Consider the following 13,630-nt stretch of genomic DNA (forward strand, 5'->3'; position numbering starts at 1 on the left):
CGAATAGCAGACAAAATCCATCTCCAATCAGAAGGCGGGGGCGAGGGTGTTGCGACGGACGCTGATGGCCTCGAGGCCGAGGGTCTGGTCAACCAGGCGGTTGGTGTAGAGGCGGCGGGCGTCGCGCTCGCCGATGGAGTCGATGGCGACGAGGACCATGGCGGGGTCCTTCTCGGCAGCGGCGCGCATGTCGACGACCAGCTCGCGGGAGAAGTCCTCAATGCGGGCTGCCTGCGGGGCCTCGGTGTCGATCGTGAACAGCTCCTCGACAGGGGCTTGGCGCTGCTGGAGGGCCCGGCGGACGTCGGCCATGGCCTGGGCGTAGATGCGGCGGGCGGCCCGGCTGTCGGGCTGCTGCCAGTTGTCCATGGACCAGTCGCCGGTGGTGCGGTCGTGCCGCTGGTGCTCGGCGTGCCGGGAGTCCCGCATGCGCTCGACGGCGGCGGCGCGCTGGGCGGGGGTCTGCCAGCCGGGCATGCCGGTGACGCCCTGGAGCCGGTGGGCGAGGAGCCCGGAGGGGCGGCGGGCGCCGTGCTCGGGCTCGGCGGTGGTGTCGAGCCAGGCGATGACCTCGGCCGCAGTCCATCCGGCGTCGGCGACGTCCTTGACGATCCAGGCGATGCGGGGGGTGGAGGCGCCGGCGAGCCAGCCGACTTGCTGGATGAGTTCGCGGGCGACCTGGTAGCGGCGGCCGACGCGGTTCAGGGTGCGCTTGGCGCGCTTGGGCTTCTTCGGGGTGGGGGAATCGTGGCTCCCGCTGGCGAGCTTGCTCTCAGAGGGAGAGTGAGTACCACCGTCAGGAGAAGAGCTAGAGGTACCCACCTGCATTGGGGTGCAACGCGACCGTGCCGAAGACGGCTTCTTCGAGCGCTTCCGGCGGACCTTCCGGGCGGCCTTCTTGGCGAGCTTCCCGATCGTGGACCGGTGCTCTTCAGCGATGCCGGCGGGGCGGCGTTGCACCCCTTCGCCGACGGTGCGGATACCGAGGGCGGTGTCGAACTCGAGGGGGATGATGCGCTCGAACTCGGAGGCTTGCCGGATGCTGCCGGTGACGCGGGAGCCCTTGAACCGGTAGGCGAGGAGTCCGGCTTCGCGGAGCATGTCGAGGTGGTACTGCACGGTGCGCTCGGACGCGCCGAGCTTGCGGGCGAGGTAGGCGATGCCGGGGCGGCACTCCTTCAGCGCGGACAGCTCCTGGGCGAGACGGATGGTGGTGTCGCCCCAGCGGGGCCCGTGTGTGCGGCTGGGGGTGTAGAGGCCGGAGCCGCCGATCCAGTGGACGGCCTGCATCCAGGAGTAGGGGTCGGGGGCGATACGGCCCGCTGTGGTGGAGATCCACTGGTGTGTGTCGGGGACGCGGATGAACTCCGCCGGGGGGCACTGGGTGCCGTCCTGGGGGGTGGACTTCTGGGGCGAATCGCCCGTACGGGAATGCGGAAGCTGACAGACGCTGTGCTCGTACTGCACTATGTACCCGTGCCTTCCTAGGAGGGTGCGCGAAGGGCCCCGGTCTCCGGGGTGATGGGTTCTCCCGAACCTGATTCGCTCGAGCCGCCCCGGCCGCCAAGCCGGATCGATCTCGGGCCTTAGCTCGGATGCCACTCCGAGCCGTGGAATGAAGGCCGCGCACGGTGCGCCAACACCAGCGGCCAGGCGGTAGAGGAAGCCCCTCGCCAAAGGGGCCCGGACCTCCCGCCGTCAGAGCGCTAAGTCACCTGATCCCCCTTAGTGGGTGGGGTCTGTTCCCGGCGCTCGACGATCTCGAAACGGACCGGGCCGGGCAGCTTCTTCTCTACTGATCGCCCCGTGTCGAAGTAGAGGCAGTGCAGCAGAGTTCCGAGCGTGCGCTCCATGCGGTCGAGGGCGTACCCAAGCTGTTCCCCCGAGAACGCGGTCGCCAGGCGGGCTGTCCGCGAGGTCAGGCTGAGGGAAGTGCCCGGAGCGAAGAACACCTCGATGGTCTTCTGAACCCTCTCCGGGTCGAGGTGCCACGCCTGCTGTTGAACGGAGACACGCGGCTTGGGCCGCGGGCAGGAGATCACGATGTCCCACGTGCGGCGGGCGCTCATCGCTGGCCCTCCGTCCAGCCGTAGCCCTCGGCGAGCGCGCGGAGCGTGGAGCAGGGCCATGCCGTGGGGTATTCGAAGTGAGACCCGCACGTCCGGCAAGCCTGCGTGGGCGGGCTGTCGTCGTCGTACTCGACCGTCACGGGCTGATGCATCCCGAGAATCTTCCGGTCGGCGGCGCAGCGGCGCAGGACCGCCTCGGGGTCGTTCAGAGCGATGTGAGTGATCGAGGCTGCTCGCTCTTCCCGAGACCGAGCCACCATGACGTTCGTCTGGTCCCGAACCCCGTACACGAACGGGTCTTCGCGCCAGTTCTGGCCGCCCTCGGACTCTGTGAGGCGTGCCACACGCTCAAGGTCGCGGATTGCGTCGTTCAACCAGGCGAGGATGTACCCGCCCCGGGCGCTCATCGCTCGCCCCGCATGTGTTCCTGCCACCGGGTCTTCGCGCCGCCCATGACCTCGCCGAGCCTGGCCCCGCAGGTGCACGAGACGGCCAGCAGCACCCTGCTGCCGACCGGATAGCCGTCGGTCATGGGCCGATGGGCGTTCAGGGCGTCCGGGTGGTCGGGGCATAGGTGGAGGGAGAAGCGACCCGTCGTACGGACGCCGTTGGCGCTCAGGGCGCGCAGCAGCTTCGCACCAGACTTCACGCTGGGGAGCGGGCCGTAGGTCTGGTGCGCCGTGCTGGACACCTCGGTCCAGCCGTCGGGCGTCTCGTGCTCGAAGGAGTCGAGGGATGCGCTGCACTGGTCTGCGTCGCACCGGAAGCGGTACGTACGCAGCACCTCGGCGGTCACGCGGTGGTGTGGGTCGGAGTGACAGGGCCTGCGTTCGACGCCGGTGTGATCTTCGCGGCGGAACTGCGGGTCCAACTGTCGTAACGCGCCGGTGCGCGGGTAACCTGACTCATGTCGCTGACCTTTCCCAAGTGTGGTTGGCGATGACCGGTCTCGTCTCCCCAGACGATTCCGGCACCGGCCCCGCTCCAGTTGTTTCCGCAACTGGACCAACGCGGGGCCGTTCCATTTTGCTGTTGTGTGGCCGAGATCGTACCTGAGTACGCGTCTAGCCAGGCCCCCAGCCTACCCGTTGAGCGCACCATCTGTCCTCCAGCCTTCCCCTGTGTCGGATCGTCAGATTTCATCCGTACGCCCCCGCCGTACCTGCGCACATGTCCAGCCTCCGGGCCCCCGCCGAATGTCCGGTAGTTTTGGGCCGAAAATAATGGAGTCCTGTCCTCCGCCTTTCTGGTCAACTACGAGACTTTCGGCAGCGGCAAAGACATAGGGAACTCGCCGCCGGGCTCGTCGGGTTCGGGCCACTGGATCACCTCCCCCTCCGCGTCGGTGTGGCCGCGTCCGCCGCGACGGCCGCGGGCTTGGCTGGACGCCTTCGTGCACGGGCCGCAGCGGCAGCCGTACGAGTCGTAGCCCGCCGGGGTCCCGTGCGGGATGCGGGTCTCCCTGCCTCGGGCCTTGACCTCGTCGAGTCGGTCGGCGAAGTCGAGGTCCCTGCGGGCGAGGGCGCTGATGGTGCGTCGCGGGATGCCGACCTCGGCGGCGGCCACACCGAGTCGGACCCCGGAGGCGACCAGGGACAGATACGCGTCCTGGCGCTCGGCGGTGAACGACTCGGCCGCCGGGGGCCGTCCGCGTCCGTACACCGGGCCCGTCACTGGTGCGCTCCCCGTGCCGCAGCCTCCGGGGCGTCAGCCGGGTGCGGGTCCACCGCGCGCGGCCGCACCGTCCCGGCCGTACGGGCGACGAGGGCGGCCATCGCCGCGAACCCCGCCCCCTCCAGCGCCTCCCGCGCCCGGTCCAACTCCTCGGCCGCCCACCGCGGCCGCCCGGCCAGCAGCCCACCCCGGTACCCGGTCGCGACCCCCAGCTTGAACACGGCGTCCACCAGATCGGGGTCGCCGTCCGGGAACAGCAGCCGGGCCAGCTTGGCGGGCTGGCCGACGGCGTCCAGCATCCCCTCGGCCAGGATCCCGGCCAGGTGCTCGGCCGAGGAGACGGCGAGGTCGGCGGCGGCCTGGTCCGTACGCGCGGTGTGCCCGCCGTCGTCCCCGGCGTCTGTCGTGCTGCTCGGGCCCGCGGTCGGGTCGGTGTGGGGGCTCATGCGACACGCTCCAGCTCCGCGACAGCAGCAGCCGGATCGAACAGCGGCAGCTGCACCGCCGCCGGGCGCACCAGGCGCAGCCGCTCCCGCACGCCCGACACTGCCGTGGAGCCGTGCACGGACGGCACGGTGCGCGGCAGGTGCTGATAGCCGGGCAGCACGATCTGCCACGGCATCCCAGGCGCTATCCGACGCTGCCGCACCCCATCCCCCGACGGGGCCGCCACGACCGGCCACTTCCCGTCCGGCCGTATCCGGGTGCCCTTCGGCAGCAGACCCAGCCGACGCGCCGTCTCCAGCAGCTCCATGCGCGTCGCCGAGTCCTTGTCCAACCCGAGCAGACCGCACAGCAGCGACCGGTGCCAGTTGGCGGTGCGGACGTCCATACCGGCCCGGTAGGCGACCAGTTCCTCGTCCGTCTCCCGTGCCAGCGCGGCGAGGACGGCCTGTTTCTGGGCGGTGCGGGCCTCCGGCACGTCGTCCACCACCACCGGGGCGGGGGCGGCGTTGCGGCGCTTGATGAGGGCGCGGTGGCGGTCGAGGGGGAGCATGCCGCCCTGGATGCCGTCCGGCTCGGCCAGACGCCCGCTCGGCGTCTCTGAGTTGGCGTACGTCCGGCACTGGGCCAGCACGGGGCACCGGCCGCATGCCGCGATGGCGCGCCGCTCCCGCGCGATGCGGGCCTTCTGCGGCTCCAGGTCGTCCTCGGCGCGGTCCGGCGTCGACCAGGCGTCGATCGACAGGGCGGGGTCGCCCAACGCCTGGCCGGAGAAGTCGGCGATGTCGCTGGGCACGGGGGCGCAGCCTCTGTACTGGTAGTGACGGTGCTCGGTCAGCTCCTGATACGCGATCGCGCTGTTCATTCGCTGCCCCCCTCTGTGTCGTAGTGCTGGTGGTACTCGGCCAACGCTGCGTCGAGTACGCGGTCGGCCTCGCGGAGAACTGCTTCTTCGGTCAGGCGCCGCGTCAGCACGCGGCGCGCCAACTCCAGGCGCCCGGCCTGCTCACGGGCCGCGGTCGCGTCCGAGATACGGCGAACGGCGCGCTCCACGATCAGAGCGCGCCGCGTACGCCACCACCCGACAGCGGCAGCAAGAGCGAAGACGGTGGTGGGCACCGCCAGCCAGTAGCCCAAGGCGCCCACCCCCTCTCGTCGGTTGTCAGCCGCGCCCGGGACCCCGGGGCGGCGCGTCGTACAGGTCGGCCAGGACCTCGTACCGGTCGTGGACCAAGTGCTCGGCGGTCATCACCGGACGGTGCGCGATCCGGCGAGCCCGGGACTCCTGCCAGACGTGCTCCAGCCACGCCCACACCGCCAGCACCAGCACCGCGACCGGGAACACCAGCAGAACGCCCCTCACGCGGCCATCTCCACGCGCGGGACGCCGGGGGCGCTGGTGCGGGAGTAGATGCGCCACACGGTGCGCTCCGCACACCCAACCCGGGCCGCTATCACCTCAGCAGGCAACCCGTACCGGCTCAGACGCATGACTGCTCGCTCGCGCTCAGCGGGACTCATCCGCGCCGGTGGGTCCCCGCTGACGGCGCGCTCCACGGCAACTTCATCGACATCGCGATCACCCCTGATGCAGGTGATGCAGTACCGCCTGCCGCCTCTGTTCTCCGACGTGACATGTCCGGCGTGCCGGGCCGCGAACTCTGCGGCAGACGCGCGAGGGCTGGCGCACGCCCGGCAGTACCGCCACCCCTCCTTCGTGAACCCCGCGTACTGGTCGAATGGGTGACCGTGGCGGCAGCGCGTAGAGGCGGCGTTCGTCCGGTAGCCGGGGATGCCCAGCTTGCGCCGGACGCGGGCAACGGTGCTCCGGCACACGTGCAGCTGCCGCGCGATCCCGAGGTCGCTCTCCCCGGCTTCAAGCAGTGCGCGGATCTCACTGTGCCGGGGGTGCATCAGGCGGCGCTCCTCTCGCCCTGCTTGGTGGCCTCGATCAGGCGGTCCAGCAGCTCGCGGAACGGCATCCACTGGCGGCCCGGGCCCTGAACCTCGCGGTCCAGCAGGCCCTTCGCCTCCGCGTTGCCACGGACCTGCGTCAGCACGTCCCGGTCGTTCCGGTGGTCGAAGACCTGCGCCATCAGCTTGTCCAGCAGAGCGTCCTGGACCGGGTCGCCGGGCGGCGGCTCCTCGGTCGGCTTCGCGTGGTCCGGCTCGGCCTGCCCCGGGGCGGTCACGCCGTGCTCGGCTGCGACCTGCGCGGCCGCCTTCGGCGCCTCCTGCGCCTGCCGGGCCTCACGTTCGGCCGCCTCCGCCTTCAGCTCGGTGCCGCGCGCCACGATCAGATCACCCAGCTTGGTGTCACCGTTCGGACCGGGCACCTCGGCGCTCAGCAGGCCGTCAGCCTTGACCTCGGCGTGCATCGCCGCCAGCGCACCGACGTTGTTCCACACCGCGGGCTTCCGCAGCCGCTCCACGTACGCGTCCGCGGGGGAACGGTGCCCCACCGGGTGGTCGCGATCACCGTCATCCAGCGACCTCGCATCGACCGGGATCATGAACGTGTGGATCAGGGCGTACTTCAACGCCGCAGACATGGCCTTGTTCGACGCCTTGTCCGCCACATCGGACGCCTCGCCCATCGTCACCGTGCGCACCGAGTCGCCGCCCGGTCCGTAGAAGTGGAAGGCCACCCGCATGCGGACCGCGTTCATCTTGCCGCGGGACTCGGCTTCGCAGTCCAGGATCTCGGGAGTCATGAAGACGCCGTGGTCGCGCAGCGGCTGAGCGAGGGCGGCAATGGCGTCGTCGACTCCACGGAAGCTGTAGTTCTGGGCCTTGTTGTAGCCGCCCTTCCCGACGGCACCGACGTCCTTCATCACCAGGGACATCAGCTGGTAGATGGTGGGCTGGTTCTGGTTTTGGGTGTGCGAGGTGGGGCCCTCCGCGTTCGCGGGGGCCTGGATGGCGTCAGCCATGAGATCTCCAGGTATGGGGTTATGGGTGGTACGGCGGCGGTGGGGGCCGGTGTCGGCGTCCAGACCCCACCACCGCGGGGCCGGGCTACCGCTCGGCGGGCTCGTCCTCCGACATCGGGAACCGCTCTTGGAACGCGGCGAGGATCACCTTGAGGCCGGTGAGCTTGTACACGCGCTCATCAGGGTCGAGTGCCCACCGCTTCTTGTCCGTCGCCAGCTCCGCGACCTCATCCCACAGATCAACGGGAATCCGGCCGTTCCAGAACGCCAGGGGCGGAGCCTGTCCGGAGGGCTCACGCGGGGGTTGAGCTGGTGCCCATTCGCCGTCGCGGAACGCGGTCAGCATTCTCTTGACGAACTTGAGCAGGTCGATGCCTTCTGCTTCTGCCGTGGCGTACACGTGGTCGCGGAAGGGCTCGCCGAGGTTGACGCTGACCTTCTTCGTGGCGACCTTCTTGTCCGATTCCGCCTCCCGGTCCTTAGCGTCGGCGGCGTCGGCGGCGTAAGCGGTGACGGTCTCCACGGCGTTGGCCCACCTGACCCTGTCCTGCTCGCGCAGGTAGTCGATGGCGCGATTGACGTCGGGAATGGCGGCAAGCAGCCGTTCTCGCTTGCTTCGGGGCACGGCGTGTCCTTCCGGTCGCGGGCGCGTGTCCCGTCGGCCGGGCGGGCGCCTGCGGTGTTGTGTGGGCACGCCTAGTCTCCTCCAATCTGTAGGTACGTACGCAACTGAAACCGTCGCGTGGTGGGTGGTGCGGCTCCAACCCTACTCTGTTTTTAGGTACACACGCAACTAAAACTCTGCTACGGTGAACCCACACCACACCGAGGGGGACACCGTGAGGCACCACACCCGCCACGCCATCCGCACCGCACTCCACACCACCCAGGCCATCGCCCACGCCGCCCTCTCCCACCTCCACCTCATCCGCTACACCCTCACCCGCGCCGCCCAGCACGGCCGCACCGTGCGCATCCAGTACGTCGCCGAAGACGCAGCCGCCACGGTCCGCGACATCGACCCGCAGGACGTACGGCGCAGCAAGGCGGGCGACTGGTACGTCCGCGCCCACGACCACCTCCGCGACGCCAGCCGATCCTTCCGCCTCGACCGCATCACCACCCTGGAGACCCCGTGACCACCCAGGCACCCCTCACCGTCGAGCAGGTCTTCGACGGCCTCAGTTTCCGCACCAACGACGGCCGCGACGGCACCGAGTTCTTCTTCCGTGGCCACCTCGGCGCGGATCTGGTCGCCGACCGGTACTACGCGACCTTCCCCGAGCACCGCATCCGGTACCCGCACGCGGTCGACGCCAGCAGCATCCGGCACGAGTGGCACCTGTTCACCGTCCACGAGGACACCTGCTACCTGGCGACCGAAGCCCCGGCCGACGACGCCGACGACTTCGACCCGACCCTCTGCTCCTGCTCCGCCGCTCCCAGCTTCGACGCCGGGCCCGGCTACGAGCACCGACACCCCCACCCCGCGGCCCCCGGCCAGCCCGGCGCCATCCCGGTCACCTGGGCCACCATCGGGCCTGCCTGACCCGGGCAACACCCCGCCCGGCCCGCGACACCATGAACCCACGACCCGAGGAGCAGATGGCAATGGCCAGCATCACGGTTACCGCCGAGACGAACGTCCGGACTCTCACCTTCGCCGTCTCCAGCGTGCGGCCGGTCAAGGCCGACTTCGAGTACTTCACCGTCACCGGGGCCCGCATCACCTACAAGGACAGCGAGGTCACCACCCTCACGATCCTGGTCGACGACGAGTGCGAGTTCATCGCCGTTCGTACCGAGCCCGAGTACTACGGCATGTGGGAGCCCTGGCTGCGCGACCTGGTGGAGCAGCACCGCCCGACGACCTGATCCGAGAGCAAGCAGCCCACACCCTGAGGAGCGCGCCATGACCGGACTGGTCGAAGTCCCCAACGAACTGGCCTGCGAGATCTGGGCCGACAAGCGGCGCAACGCGTGGACCTGGTACGGGGACCGTCACGCAGCCCACTGGGCCGCCACCCCGTACCGCTACAACGGCGAGCAGGTCATGCTGATCCTCGACGGCGACGTGAACGACCCGTGTACCGCCACCCGATCCAGCGTCGAAGCCGCCTACGGGCCGCTGTGCGAGGTCGAGCACTGCGGCACGTGCGGCAACTACCTCTTCTACCGGGCCGGCGCCTGCCGCTCCCTCACCTGCACCGCCTGACGAAAGGACACCATGAACGACTGCCCCACCTGCAAAGGAGACGGAGCGCACCCCGAGTGCAACGGCACCGGCTGTGCCGACTGCGACCCGACGACCGGGAACTGCCCGGCCTGCCTCGGCACCGGAAACGACCCCAAGCACTGGCACCCCGCGCACCAGCAGCAGACCCGCGTCAATGAAGCCGCGCAGATCCTCTCCGCCAGCCATCGGGAGGTGACACGCAACGACTACGGGTCCCCCATCGTCGCCGGGTTCTCCGTCACCGGCGGGCTCGAAGGAAGCGCGCGGATCTCGCACACCACCCCGGATCCCGACCTGCTCGACCCCGAGCGCCCCAGCGATGATGAGCTGGCCGCCGCACGGCACCGCATGGTCAACGCCTACGCCAAGACCCTGGAAGCGGCTGGGTACACGGTGGAGCGGCGAGGACCGGACTCCCGCAAGCCGTATCTGCTCGCCTCACGCTGACCCCGGACATGACGAAGGCCACCGCCCCAGTTGGGTGGTGGCCTCAGATCACACGCCGCTTACAACGCGGACAGCGTAACCGAACCCCGCGCCACCCCACAAGGAGAAGATCGTGACCAACGCCCGCGACGAGCTGTACGACTACGCGACGGCCCCCTTCAAGGAGACGGGCGCGCCCGAGATCGTGCAGAACCACGTGAGCAAGCTGATCGCCGCTCGTGACGCCGAGGTGCTGCGCCAGGCCGTGACGAAGCTCCGCGAGCGCGCCGGAGAACTGTCCGAGCTGGCCGAAGAGAAGATGAGCCGCGCCCTGGAGGAGCGCGCACAGGAGTGGCACGAGGCCGCCGAGCTGGTGCGCCGCATGGCCGACCAGCCCGCGCCGTGACCTCCCGGCCCGCGCGGCAGGCGCCCCTCCTCGGCCTCCCCGAGCAGGGGCGCCGCCCCGTCTACTGCCGCAACCCCCAATGCCGTCGCGAATTGACCGACCCCGAGTCAAGGCGCAACGGCTACGGCAAGGACTGCGATCCCGAAAACCACCCCGGGCCCACCGCGCGACACGACGTCGACCAAGACCCGCTCCCCGGCACGTAGGAGACCACCTTGAACGCGTCCCACCGACCCACCACCGCACAGCGTGCCCTTCTGGACCACATCGCCCACGGGAAGGTGGCCCGCGTCCACCACGCCCGCGCAGGCTGGGCAATCCGGATCACCACGGAGCGCAGCAAGGGCGCGGGCGGCGGCCTCGGCCGCAAGGTGGACACTGCTGTCCGCCTCCTCGCCGAGTTCGGCTGGGCCTACGAAGGCACCCACGACCGCCGCATCGGTTACATCTGGCACCTCACCGCCGCAGGGCGCTCCCACCTTGAGGATGACGAGCGGTAGCCGCCGCTCGACGTCTGGCCGTCATCCGCTCGGCGACGGCTCCGGGCCCACCGACCGCGCGGCCAACTCCGCCCACCCCGCACCCCCGGCGCCCAGCTCCTCCCGCAGCACGACGCACACCCTGGCCCACGTGCCGTCCTCCACCCACCGCCGCAACCGCGCGGCCGCCGCCGACGGCTCCCCCAACCCCTTCGGCAACCGGGCCCACGCCCCCCGCGTCTGATACCGCCACCCGATCGCATCCAGCACCTGCCGATGATCCCGCCACGCCCGGCCCCCCTGCCCACGCACCGACCGGTCCGGAAACAGCGGCTCCACCCGCGCCCACACCGCATCCGACACCGGCACCCACGCCCGAACCCGCTCCGCCTCCACCGCCCGCACCAACTGCTCGAACTTCAGCGGCAGCGGCTCCCACGGCCCATCCCCGTCCCACCGGCTGGCCATCGCCTCATTCAACCGGCCCACCCCCGACCGGTACGCCGCCCCGAACCCCCACTGCCGCAACGGCAGCCCCGCCGGATACAGCTCCGACCGGCCATCGGCGAAGTCCCGCGACGCTGGCCGCGTCGTCACCCACAGGGCGCCCGGGTCCGCCCCCTCCAGCCGGTCGACCAGCTCCCGCCGGAAGGTCAGCCAGCGTTCCAGCGCCACCACCGTGCCCTCGCGCAGCCGCACCGTGTCCTCCACCACCGGCAGGTGCGAGGCGTTCTGCCGGTGCCACTCCGCCCGCAGCAGCCCCGCATCCAGGTCCACGTGCTCCAGGCGGCGCGCCACCATGTCCCCGGACGGCATCCCAGAGTCCAGCGCCACCCCCACCACCGCCAACGTGCGCGCCAGTAGCGCATCCAGCGGCGCCGAGGCGGCCATGTCCGCCATCCGCCGATACAGCGCCGCCGCCTGCGCTGGTGTCACCGGGGGCTTCGCCTGCGGCCGCCATACCTGCGGCAGCAGCATCTCCACCCCCGTCTCCTCCCCGAGGATCGCCAGACAGTCCCGCAACGCGGCCACAGACGACCACGACAACTCCCCCGACCGGCCCGTGCCCGGCGCCCGCAGCTCCCCGGCCGCCGCCAGCTCCAGGAACGCGTCCGCACCCTCCGGGCCGAGCAGTATCCGCACCGAGCCCGCAGCGCCCTCCGGCATCTCCGGCCGCCCCACGGCCCGCTCCAAGTGGGCCAGCGTGGTGCGCAGCTGTGCCGCCCGCGCGCGCGACACCAGACGGCCACGGCGCAGCGCCGGCCGCGCCTCCCACGCTGCCTCGTCCCGCGGCGCCAGCCGGTCCACGACCGCCCACAGCTCCCGCACCGCGGGCGGCACCGTTCCGTTCACCCTTGGCCTCCCCGCTTCTTCGCCTGGACCTTCAGCCACGGATTCTCCGCCCGGGACTGCGCCCGGTCCAGGTACTCCTTCTTCACCACCGTCGAGCCCGCCTGCCACCGGCCCTGCTTCGTCGGGTCGCCGCCTGCGTCCGCGATCTCCTGGGCGCCGCCACGGCGCAGCCCGTGCGCGGTGATCTCCTGCCAGTTCTTCAGCCCCGCCGCGTACGCCCGGCCGCGGACCCAGTCGTTCACGGCGTCCCCGGAGACGTGGTCGCCTCGGGTGGTGGCGGTGGAGCGGTTCTGTAGCGTCCCGGCGGAGGTGAGCGCGCGGAGGAATGCGCCGTCGCGGACGCCGAGCCGGTGGAGCATGTTGAACCACGCGCGGGCAGCGTCGACTGGGCAGATGAGGAGGTCATCGGGCGCGGCCGGGATGTGGGTGGGCTCGCCGTCGCCGTCCTGGTGCGTCTTGTCGAACCGAATGTCGAGGGTGACGAAGTCGTCGTCGACGTCAACGTCCGGGATGAGCAGGTCGGCCAGTTCGATGCGCCGGTTCAGGGCACCGCGGCCGAGGACGAGCGCGCACCGGTCCCGGATGCCGATGGGGTGCCGCTGGTCGCAGGTGGCGACCATGGCCCGGAACATGGCATCGGTGATCGCGGGCGCCTTCTTCACCCGGTTCCGCTTGCCCCACTGCTTCGCGTACTCGTTGATCATGCCGTTGACGACCCGGGTGCCGGGCTTGGCGTCCTCGGGCTGCATGGAGCGGATCGCGCTCTTGTGGGTCTTCAGGCTGTTCGGGCTGTACCTGTCCTGGGCGATCAGGGAAGCGATGTACTCGATGTACGTGGCGGTGGTGCACGGGTTGGCGACACGCCCCATGTCGTCGCACCAGCGCTCGAACATGCCGCGCTGGGAGCGGTAGTTCCGGTCGGTGTTCTTCGGCGCCGACGCATCGTCGATGCGGCGGGAGGTCTCCTCGGAGACGTAGAAGTCCCGGGCGGTGTACGTCGGGCGCTTGGTGGTCGGCAGCTCACCGGGGCGCAGGATGGTGTGCCGGTCGATCGTGGGGCAGGCCGGTTGGGTGTCGGGGCGCAGCGTGGGGAGGTGATCGTCGTCCACCAGCTCGGCGTCGACCACCTCCAGGTCTTTGTGCTCGGTCATGCGTGGGTCTCGGTCCAGGGGAGTGCCAGTCCGTCGTTCTCCCGGCGGGGGACGATGTGGAAGTGGAGGTGGAAGACGCTCTGCGTTGCCACCCGTCCGCGCGAGGTGATGACGTTGCACCACTGGATGGCTGCGAGTTGGGCGGCTCGCTGCATGGTGGCGGCACTGACGTACGGGTCGTGCCCCACATCGGCGACGTGCACCTTTGGGATGACGAGGAGGTGGCCTTCGGTGACGGGGTTGAGCGGCGTGAACGCGAGGGCGTCGTCCCACTCGTGGAAGATGTCTGCGGGCGCACGCCCGGCGACGATGTCGCAGAACACGCACGGCGGGACGTCGATCTGCGGCAGCTCACTCATGGCCTTGTTCCCTCTCCGGGCCGCTCACGTAAGCAGCCTCGCATAAGGGAAATTATACGGGGGACATGATCACCTGGTGCCCCGACAGGCTCTAAACACA

At 70.5% G+C, this 13,630-nt stretch carries 23 protein-coding genes; 8 read left to right on the top strand and 15 right to left on the bottom strand.

What is annotated here, in order from left to right:
* Window positions 1–27: 27 nt before the first annotated feature.
* From ACH4TL_RS42985 to ACH4TL_RS43040, 12 genes are all read right to left on the bottom strand, one after another.
* Window positions 28–1,467 (bottom strand): winged helix-turn-helix domain-containing protein, encoded by a 1,440-nt coding sequence (locus ACH4TL_RS42985; protein WP_398330047.1) that lies wholly within the window; start codon window positions 1,465–1,467, stop codon window positions 28–30.
* A 239-nt stretch (window positions 1,468–1,706) separates the two neighbouring features.
* Window positions 1,707–2,069 (bottom strand): hypothetical protein, encoded by a 363-nt coding sequence (locus ACH4TL_RS42990; RefSeq protein ID WP_398330044.1) that lies wholly within the window; start codon window positions 2,067–2,069, stop codon window positions 1,707–1,709.
* On the bottom strand, window positions 2,066–2,443 hold the full coding sequence (locus ACH4TL_RS42995; protein ID WP_398330041.1) for a DUF6221 family protein: 378 nt from the start codon (window positions 2,441–2,443) through the stop codon (window positions 2,066–2,068). Before ACH4TL_RS42995 ends, ACH4TL_RS42990 begins: the two co-directional genes overlap by 4 nt.
* Before the next feature lie 29 nt (window positions 2,444–2,472).
* The gene (locus ACH4TL_RS43000) at window positions 2,473–2,865 is read right to left on the bottom strand and encodes a hypothetical protein (protein WP_398330038.1); all 393 of its coding nucleotides are present in this window, start codon (window positions 2,863–2,865) and stop codon (window positions 2,473–2,475) included.
* 458 nt (window positions 2,866–3,323) lie between these two features.
* Window positions 3,324–3,743, bottom strand: coding sequence for a hypothetical protein (locus ACH4TL_RS43005; protein ID WP_398330035.1), 420 nt, complete (start codon window positions 3,741–3,743; stop codon window positions 3,324–3,326).
* Window positions 3,740–4,189 carry a hypothetical protein gene (locus ACH4TL_RS43010; RefSeq protein WP_398330032.1) on the bottom strand — a complete coding sequence of 150 codons (450 nt, stop codon included), beginning with the start codon at window positions 4,187–4,189 and terminating at the stop codon, window positions 3,740–3,742. Before ACH4TL_RS43010 ends, ACH4TL_RS43005 begins: the two co-directional genes overlap by 4 nt.
* Window positions 4,186–5,052: a WhiB family transcriptional regulator gene (locus tag ACH4TL_RS43015; protein ID WP_398330029.1), complete on the bottom strand. Its 867-nt coding sequence runs from the start codon at window positions 5,050–5,052 to the stop codon at window positions 4,186–4,188. The genes ACH4TL_RS43010 and ACH4TL_RS43015 overlap by 4 nt, the downstream gene beginning before the upstream one ends.
* Complete coding sequence (locus ACH4TL_RS43020; RefSeq protein WP_398330027.1) at window positions 5,049–5,324, bottom strand: hypothetical protein; 276 nt, start codon at window positions 5,322–5,324, stop codon at window positions 5,049–5,051. Before ACH4TL_RS43020 ends, ACH4TL_RS43015 begins: the two co-directional genes overlap by 4 nt.
* 25 nt (window positions 5,325–5,349) lie before the next feature.
* Window positions 5,350–5,550: a hypothetical protein gene (locus tag ACH4TL_RS43025; RefSeq protein ID WP_398330024.1), complete on the bottom strand. Its 201-nt coding sequence runs from the start codon at window positions 5,548–5,550 to the stop codon at window positions 5,350–5,352.
* Window positions 5,547–6,101, bottom strand: a complete 555-nt coding sequence (locus ACH4TL_RS43030) for a helix-turn-helix domain-containing protein (RefSeq protein WP_398425469.1) — start codon at window positions 6,099–6,101, stop codon at window positions 5,547–5,549. The genes ACH4TL_RS43025 and ACH4TL_RS43030 overlap by 4 nt, the downstream gene beginning before the upstream one ends.
* Window positions 6,101–7,120 (bottom strand): ERF family protein, encoded by a 1,020-nt coding sequence (locus tag ACH4TL_RS43035; RefSeq protein WP_398330019.1) that lies wholly within the window; start codon window positions 7,118–7,120, stop codon window positions 6,101–6,103. The genes ACH4TL_RS43030 and ACH4TL_RS43035 overlap by 1 nt, the downstream gene beginning before the upstream one ends.
* 85 nt (window positions 7,121–7,205) lie before the next feature.
* Window positions 7,206–7,745 (bottom strand): hypothetical protein, encoded by a 540-nt coding sequence (locus tag ACH4TL_RS43040; RefSeq protein WP_398330016.1) that lies wholly within the window; start codon window positions 7,743–7,745, stop codon window positions 7,206–7,208.
* Between the two features lie 214 nt (window positions 7,746–7,959).
* Between ACH4TL_RS43040 and ACH4TL_RS43045 the strand changes: the two genes are divergently transcribed.
* The 8 genes from ACH4TL_RS43045 (at window position 7,960) to ACH4TL_RS43080 (ending at window position 10,688) form a co-directional block, all read left to right on the top strand.
* Entirely contained in the window at window positions 7,960–8,259 is a 300-nt protein-coding gene (locus tag ACH4TL_RS43045) for a WYL domain-containing protein (protein ID WP_398330013.1), read from the top strand.
* A complete protein-coding gene (locus ACH4TL_RS43050) occupies window positions 8,256–8,669 on the top strand; it encodes a hypothetical protein (protein WP_398330011.1) in 414 nt (137 codons plus the stop codon). The genes ACH4TL_RS43045 and ACH4TL_RS43050 overlap by 4 nt, the downstream gene beginning before the upstream one ends.
* A 62-nt stretch (window positions 8,670–8,731) precedes the next feature.
* A complete protein-coding gene (locus ACH4TL_RS43055; RefSeq protein WP_398330008.1) occupies window positions 8,732–8,995 on the top strand; it encodes a hypothetical protein in 264 nt (87 codons plus the stop codon).
* A 37-nt stretch (window positions 8,996–9,032) separates the two neighbouring features.
* Window positions 9,033–9,335 (top strand): hypothetical protein, encoded by a 303-nt coding sequence (locus ACH4TL_RS43060; protein ID WP_398330005.1) that lies wholly within the window; start codon window positions 9,033–9,035, stop codon window positions 9,333–9,335.
* Window positions 9,336–9,347: 12 nt separating this feature from the next.
* Complete coding sequence (locus tag ACH4TL_RS43065) at window positions 9,348–9,803, top strand: hypothetical protein (RefSeq protein ID WP_398330002.1); 456 nt, start codon at window positions 9,348–9,350, stop codon at window positions 9,801–9,803.
* Window positions 9,804–9,915: 112 nt separating this feature from the next.
* On the top strand, window positions 9,916–10,188 hold the full coding sequence (locus ACH4TL_RS43070; protein WP_398330000.1) for a hypothetical protein: 273 nt from the start codon (window positions 9,916–9,918) through the stop codon (window positions 10,186–10,188).
* Window positions 10,185–10,394, top strand: a complete 210-nt coding sequence (locus ACH4TL_RS43075) for a DUF6011 domain-containing protein (protein WP_398425471.1) — start codon at window positions 10,185–10,187, stop codon at window positions 10,392–10,394. The genes ACH4TL_RS43070 and ACH4TL_RS43075 overlap by 4 nt, the downstream gene beginning before the upstream one ends.
* Before the next feature lie 9 nt (window positions 10,395–10,403).
* Window positions 10,404–10,688 carry a hypothetical protein gene (locus ACH4TL_RS43080; protein ID WP_398329994.1) on the top strand — a complete coding sequence of 95 codons (285 nt, stop codon included), beginning with the start codon at window positions 10,404–10,406 and terminating at the stop codon, window positions 10,686–10,688.
* A 21-nt stretch (window positions 10,689–10,709) separates the two neighbouring features.
* On the opposite strand, the gene ACH4TL_RS43085 is transcribed toward ACH4TL_RS43080, so the two are convergent.
* The 3 genes from ACH4TL_RS43085 to ACH4TL_RS43095 are packed head-to-tail and all read right to left on the bottom strand — an operon-like array spanning window position 10,710 to window position 13,530.
* On the bottom strand, window positions 10,710–12,020 hold the full coding sequence (locus ACH4TL_RS43085; RefSeq protein ID WP_398329991.1) for a transposase: 1,311 nt from the start codon (window positions 12,018–12,020) through the stop codon (window positions 10,710–10,712).
* Window positions 12,017–13,171 (bottom strand): integrase, encoded by a 1,155-nt coding sequence (locus ACH4TL_RS43090; RefSeq protein WP_398329984.1) that lies wholly within the window; start codon window positions 13,169–13,171, stop codon window positions 12,017–12,019. The genes ACH4TL_RS43085 and ACH4TL_RS43090 overlap by 4 nt, the downstream gene beginning before the upstream one ends.
* Complete coding sequence (locus ACH4TL_RS43095) at window positions 13,168–13,530, bottom strand: HIT family protein (RefSeq protein ID WP_398329981.1); 363 nt, start codon at window positions 13,528–13,530, stop codon at window positions 13,168–13,170. The genes ACH4TL_RS43090 and ACH4TL_RS43095 overlap by 4 nt, the downstream gene beginning before the upstream one ends.
* Window positions 13,531–13,630: the final 100 nt, after the last annotated feature.

Source organism: Streptomyces sp. NPDC021115, assembly GCF_044333065.1.
GTDB lineage: Bacteria > Actinomycetota > Actinomycetes > Streptomycetales > Streptomycetaceae > Streptomyces.